At 38.5% G+C, this 6,362-nt stretch carries 4 protein-coding genes and 1 pseudogene; all 5 read left to right on the forward strand.

Annotated elements, in window-relative coordinates:
* Nucleotides 1-45 precede the first annotated feature (45 nt).
* The 5 genes and pseudogenes from LS70_RS08570 (at nucleotide 46) to LS70_RS08585 (ending at nucleotide 6,259) form a co-directional block, all read left to right on the forward strand.
* Nucleotides 46-1,275 (forward strand): NAD(P)-dependent alcohol dehydrogenase, encoded by a 1,230-nt coding sequence (locus LS70_RS08570; RefSeq protein WP_081949681.1) that lies wholly within the window; start codon nucleotides 46-48, stop codon nucleotides 1,273-1,275.
* Nucleotides 1,276-1,291: 16 nt separating this feature from the next.
* Nucleotides 1,292-1,774, forward strand: coding sequence for a cytochrome P460 family protein (locus tag LS70_RS08575; protein WP_034287711.1), 483 nt, complete (start codon nucleotides 1,292-1,294; stop codon nucleotides 1,772-1,774).
* 72 nt (nucleotides 1,775-1,846) lie between these two features.
* Complete coding sequence (locus LS70_RS10335; RefSeq protein WP_268902949.1) at nucleotides 1,847-1,981, forward strand: hypothetical protein; 135 nt, start codon at nucleotides 1,847-1,849, stop codon at nucleotides 1,979-1,981.
* Nucleotides 1,927-3,114, forward strand: a complete 1,188-nt coding sequence (locus LS70_RS08580; RefSeq protein WP_081949679.1) for an NTP/NDP exchange transporter — start codon at nucleotides 1,927-1,929, stop codon at nucleotides 3,112-3,114. Before LS70_RS10335 ends, LS70_RS08580 begins: the two co-directional genes overlap by 55 nt.
* Nucleotides 3,115-3,216: 102 nt before the next feature.
* Nucleotides 3,217-6,259, forward strand: a pseudogene (locus tag LS70_RS08585) (efflux RND transporter permease subunit).
* The last annotated feature ends 103 nt before the right edge of the window (nucleotides 6,260-6,362 follow it).

Consider the following 6,362-nt stretch of genomic DNA (forward strand, 5'->3'; position numbering starts at 1 on the left):
TGTTATGCTTTATAATATTTTTTTATTTTATTTAAGGAGCAAAAAATGCAAAATCAACACAACAAAACTCGCAGAGAATTTCTTAAGACTTCTGCAAAAATTGCCGGTGGAGCGGCTGCTTTGGGATTTGGCGCAAATGCGTTGTTTGCACAAAATGCAAACACAACTACACAAAGCGAAATTTTAGGATTAAAAGAAGCACTAAGTGGTAAAGAGATTCCAAGTATTGGCTATGCCGCACATTCTAAAGAATGGAAATTTAAGCCTTTTAAGTTTTCGCGCCACCCAATGGGCGCAAACGATGTGCTGCTTGAGATTCTGTATGCTGGAATCTGCCATAGCGACTTGCATGCAGTGAGTGGTGATCATCATGTGCCGATTTATCCCATTGTGCCCGGGCATGAGATTCTTGGCAAAGTCGTTGCAGTGGGCAAGTCTGTGAGCAAATTTAAAGTCGGCGATTACGCAGGTGTGGGCTGTATGGTAAATAGTTGTGGTAAATGTGAAGCGTGCAAGGCAAGTAAAGAGCAATATTGCACAAATGGCAAAACCGTCTTTACATACAACAGCAAAGATGTCTTTCATAATGACGCAAACACCTATGGTGGCTACTCTAACAACATTGTTTTGAGCGAAAAATTTGCGATTAAAGTCCCTAAAAATGCAGAGCTTGAAAAAGTCGCACCGCTGCTTTGTGCAGGGGTTACAACTTATTCGCCAATTATGTTTTCCAAAGTTAAAAAGGGTGATAAAGTCGCTGTAGCAGGCGTTGGAGGTTTAGGGCATATGGCGTTGCAATATATGGTAAAACTTGGCGCGGAGGTTACTTGCTTTGATATTGTGGAGAAAAAGGATGCTGTGCTTGCACTTGGTGCAAAAGAATTTGTGAATGTCAAAAGTAAGCGTTTTAACGAGTTTGCAAACACTTTTAATTTTATTATTAGCACAATTCCTTATCATTATGATGTGAATGTCTATCACAAAATGCTAAAATTTGGCGGTGAAATGGCGATTGTTGGCTTGCCTGCAAGCAAAGATAAGCCAAAGCTTGATTTTGATGATTTTGTTTGGCAGTTTCAAAACAAGAGAATCTATCCAAGCGTGATTGGTGGAATCAAAGAAACGCAAGAAATGCTAGATTTTAGCGTGAAAAACAAGATTTATCCCAAAGTGCAAATTATTCCTATTAACAAGCTTGATGAAGCTTATGAGATTGTCGCAGCAGGCAAAGCAGACTTTCGCTTTGTGATTGATATGAGTAGTCTAAAAGCATAGATTCTAAGGAGAAACAATGAGAACAACTTCAATTAAACTTTTGGGTGCAACCCTTATTTTTGTCTTCATAGGAGGATATAGCATAGCACAATTAAGTTTGACAGAAAATCTTAGTTTTGCAGATAGTTTTGAAGTTATTAGCTCACAATCTTATAAAAATAGTATTCACTACACAAGTGTAATGCGTGGAAGTATTATAGAGGATATGTTTATAGATAAAGATGTAATAAACGCACTGCAACAAGGGAAAAATTTGCCAAATGGAACGCTTATTGTGATGGAAGAATACCATAATCAAAGTGGGCAAAGAGGGCAAATCAATCGTTATATTACAATGCAAAAAGTCAATAACGATTGGGAGTTTGAAGCATTTAATGCTGATAAAAGTCGCAATTATACTGAAAATACGCAAAGGTGTTATGATTGCCACAAAAACTCTATTAGTGGTGAAGATATTGTTTTTACACTTGATAAAATCAAAGCTTTTAAGCTTAAATGAGGTGTAGATTCTAAGAAGTAATAATGCACAAAGTATTGCGCAATGCTATATTAATTTTTGTAAGGACACTAAATGAAATCCACACTTTATAGAATCCTAAGCCTAAAAGAGGGTGAGTTTAGGCTTTTACTTTTTGCATTTGGCTTTATTTTATGCTCTTTAGCTCTTATGCGATTTTGCGTCCAATGCGTGATGCTTTGGGACTAGAAGGCGGCAAAGATGAGCTCAAATGGCTCTTTTTGGCTACTTTTATTGTTTGCATTTTTGCTTCTGTTTTGCTGATGTGGCTAAGTGGCAAGATTAAGCGAAGATTCTATGCGGATTGTGTGTTTATCTTTTTTGGACTTAATCTTTTGGTGTTTTATATCTTAATGCAATCTTTTGAGCCTCATACACAGCATTTCATCTGGCTTTCGCGTGTGTTTTATGTTTGGATTAGCGTTTTTAACCTTTTTGCATTTTCTAGTGCGTGGAGCTTGCTTGCCGATGTGTTTAGCAAAGAAGCAAGCAATCGCCTTTTTGGAATCATCACTGCAGGAGCGAGCTTAGGAAGTATTGCTGGAGCAAGTAGCGTTGGGTTTTTGGTCGCTCATTTAGGAGTAGCAAACCTTGTTTTTCTCTCCATTGCTCTATTATTTTGTGGCATTTTGCTTAAAAACCTCATTTTGCGTGAGCTCAAAACTTTTGAAACTCAAGAACGCTTAAGTAGATTTGATAAAGTCATTGGCTCAAAGAATCCTTTTGTGGGATTCAAACTCATCATAGCTTCAAAATATCTTTTGGCACTTTGTGGGTTTATTCTTTTGCTTACAAGTGTTTCTACTTTTCTTTATATGGAGCAAGCAAGAATCGTGCGCGAACTTTTCCCCACGCGTGAAGCAAGAATCGCCGCTTTTGCAAATATTGATTTAATCGTGCAACTTAGCGCATTGTTTATTCAAATCTTCCTCACTGCAAAAATTGCACGCTTTTTTGGAATCACAAGTCTTTTAAGCACACTTGGCTTTGTGATTGCATTGGGCTTTGTCGTTCTTGCCTTTACACACCCTGCATTTTTGCCTTTGGTTGTTGTGATGAGTATGCGACGTGTGGGTGAATATGCGCTGGTTAAACCCGGACGTGAAATGCTCTTTGTGCCACTAGATGCAGATTCTAAATACAAAGTCAAAAACTTCCTTGATACAGTCGTTTATCGTGGTGGAGACGCACTCTCTGCACAACTTGAAAGTGTGCTTGCAAATATCGGGATTCTTTGTGTATTGCTTGTTGGCGCTGGGATTTCGTTTGTTTGGGGATTGCTTGGTGTGTTTTTGGGCAGGGGGTATGAAAAGGGAAAATAACAGAAGTTTAAGGAAAAGGAAAATTAATGTTCTCAAAGTTTTTTATCAATCGCCCTGCATTTTCAGCAGGTCATTTCTATCATTATCGTAATTGCTGAGCTTTTGTGTCTTTTTAATCTTCCAATTGAACAATATCCAAAACTTGTTCCAACACAAATTGTTGTGAGTGCAAACTATCCGGGTGCAAGTGCTGAAACAATTTCAACCAATGTTGCAAGCATTTTAGAAAATAGCATTAATGGTGTTGAAGATATGATTTATATTCGGACTTCTACCACAAGCAGCGGAACAATGAACCTAAGCGTGTTTTTTAACAATAATGCAGACCCAGATATGGCAGTTGTAAATGTTAATAATCGCGTGCAAGCGGTGCTAAGTCAGCTCCCTAGCGAAGTACAAAGGCTTGGAATCACAGTGCGCAAAAATTCTACTGCAGTAGTTGGGCTCTATCATCTTTATTCCGAAAACCCAAATTATTCACAGCTCTATCTTGCAAACTATGCAATCCTCAATGTCATTGATGAACTCAAACGAATTAACGGAATTGGCGATGTTGATTTGTGGGGACGTTCGGATTATGCAATGCGCATTTGGCTCTTGCCCGATAAACTTGCGAGTTTAAATATCGCCCCCTTGGAAGTGATCGACAAAATCCAACAACAAAACTCACAATTTGCACCCGGAAAAATTGGCACAGAACCCATTGCGCAAAGTGAATTTGCCTATACAATTGTTACACAAGGATTATTTTCAACGCCTGAAGAATTTGAGAGAATTATTATCCGTGCAAATCCTGATGGTTCAGTTTTGCGACTTCAAGATGTTGCAAGAGTTGAACTTGGTGCGCAAGAATATCTAACATCATATTTTTATAACTCCACGCCTTCCATACCCATTCGAATCACTCTGCAACCCGGAGCAAATATTCTTGAAGTTGCTAATAGTGTCCAAAAAACAATGGACCAACTTGCACAAAAATTTCCTGAGGGTGTCAAATATTCTAACCCATTTCGCCCCACAGAATTTATTGTGCAATCCATGAAAGAAGTACTCAAAACTTTTATTGAAGCAATTGTTTTAGTTGTTTTAATTATCTATGTATTTCTAGGGAATTGGCGCGCAACAATTATTCCATGCATTGCAATTCCGGTATCACTTATTGGCACTTTTGTCGGGCTTTATCTCTTTGGCTTTACCATCAATCTTTTAACACTCTTTGGGCTGATTCTTGCAATTGGAATCGTAGTTGATGACGCGATTATTGTGATTGAAAATGTCGAACGCATTATGCACCAAGAACATTTGAGCGCAAAAGAAGCAACGATTAAATCCATGCAAGAAATCACCACTCCTGTGATTGCGATTGTTTTGGTTTTAAGCGCAGTATTTATCCCTGTTGCATTTATGGGAGGATTTAGCGGGGAGATTTACCGCCAATTTGCAATTACAATTGTAATTTCTGTCGTAATCTCTGGCTGTGTTGCACTCACCCTCACACCAAGCCTTTGTGCAATGTATTTGAAAAAACACGATTCCAAACCTTTTTATCTTATTGCCAAATTTGATGATTTTTTTGAAAAACTCACTTTAAAATTTTCGCTCCAAGTTGCAAAAGTCCTCAAAAGAGGTTTGTTATTTCTTTGTTTGCTTGTGGTTATGCTTCTTGCGACCCATGACTTATTCAAACGCACACCCACTTCGCTTGTCCCCGCAGAAGATATGGGAATCGTAAATATCCATACTATTTTGCCCGAAGGTGCTTCGCTTTCGCGCACTACACAAGTGCAAAAGGATTTGATAAACATTTTGGAGCAAAATCCACTTGTTGCCGAGATGACAACCATTTCTGGATTTAGTCAATTATCACAAGGTTTTAAAAGCAATGGTGGTGCAGGATTTCATCGGCTCATTGATTGGAGTGAGCGCAAAGATAGCAACAAGAGCGACCGAGCATTTATCCAAGACATTTCCAAACAACTTCAAGATTACCCAGATGCACGCTTTATTGCCAACCAAGCTCCGACAATTATCGGGGCTTGATTCTAGTGGTGTTAATATCTATATCCAAAGCAAAGAAGGTGCAAGCCTCACTGAACTTAAAAAATACACTGATTTAATCGTGCAAGCTGCACTCAAGCGCAAAGAGATTCGCAACGCTTTTACAAGCATTGCAGTAGATATTCCTCAAATTGCTGTGCATTTAGATAGAGAAAAAGCTGCGGCTTTAAATGTCAATATTTTTGATGTTTTTCGGACAATGCAAGTAACTTTTGGAAACTATTATATTAATAATTTTGAGCTTTTTAACCACACTTTCCGCGTAATTGCTCAAAGCGAACAAGACTTTCGCCAATCTCCAGAGGATTTGAGATATGTCTTTGTCAAATCTGAAGATGGCAATTTTATCCCTCTAAGCTCACTTCTAAACTTTGAATATACCATAGGCGCAGAGATTGTTAATCGCTTCAATCTTTTCCTCGCTGCACAAATTATTGGCTATCCAAACGAAGGCTATTCAAGCGGTGATACAATTAAAGCGATTGAAGAAATTGCAGCAGAAATTTTGCCACAAGGCTATGATATTGGCTATTTTGGCTCAACTTATCAAGAAAAAGTTAGCCAAAATAGTGGCGCGACAGCTTTTATCTTTGGGCTTGTTTTTGTATTTTTGATTTTGGTTGCTCAATATGAACGTTGGCTTATGCCGCTTTGTGTCCTTAGTGCAGTCCCTTTTGCGCTTTTTGGTGCGATTCTTGCGACCTTTTTGCGTGGATTGGAAAATGATATTTATTTCCAAGTTGGGCTACTTGTTTTGATTGCATTAGCGGCAAAAAATGCGATTTTAATCGTTGAATTTGCAATGCAGCTTCGTGAGCATAAGCAACAAAGCATTGTTGATGCAGCAATTGGCGCAGCAAAATTGCGATTCCGTCCTATTGTGATGACTTCACTTGCATTTAGTATGGGTGTTTTACCGCTTGCAATCAGTAGTGGTGCAGGAGCCCTTAGCCGCCATTCTATTGCCACAGGCGTTCTTGGAGGTATGCTTGCTGCAACATTTTTGGCAGTTTTCTTTATCCCACTATTTTATGTATATTTAGCAAGATTGAGCGAATGGATACAAAGCAAACGAAGCAACTATTAAAAAGGTAACAATGCAACCAAAACTTAAAAATACATTTTCACAAAGAAGCACACCCACAAAAACGACAAATCGCGATATATTCACGCGCGATTTAGCAGGTGAG

This window comes from Helicobacter sp. MIT 11-5569, from assembly GCF_000765695.2.
Classification (GTDB): domain Bacteria; phylum Campylobacterota; class Campylobacteria; order Campylobacterales; family Helicobacteraceae; genus Helicobacter_D.

Coding starts and splice junctions, on each gene's coding strand:
- LS70_RS08580 (WP_081949679.1), top strand. CDS start 1,927: ATGCTCTTTAGCTCTTATGCGATTTTGCGTCCAATGCGTGATGCTTTG.
- LS70_RS08570 (WP_081949681.1), top strand. CDS start 46: ATGCAAAATCAACACAACAAAACTCGCAGAGAATTTCTTAAGACTTCT.
- LS70_RS10335 (WP_268902949.1), top strand. CDS start 1,847: ATGAAATCCACACTTTATAGAATCCTAAGCCTAAAAGAGGGTGAGTTT.
- LS70_RS08575 (WP_034287711.1), top strand. CDS start 1,292: ATGAGAACAACTTCAATTAAACTTTTGGGTGCAACCCTTATTTTTGTC.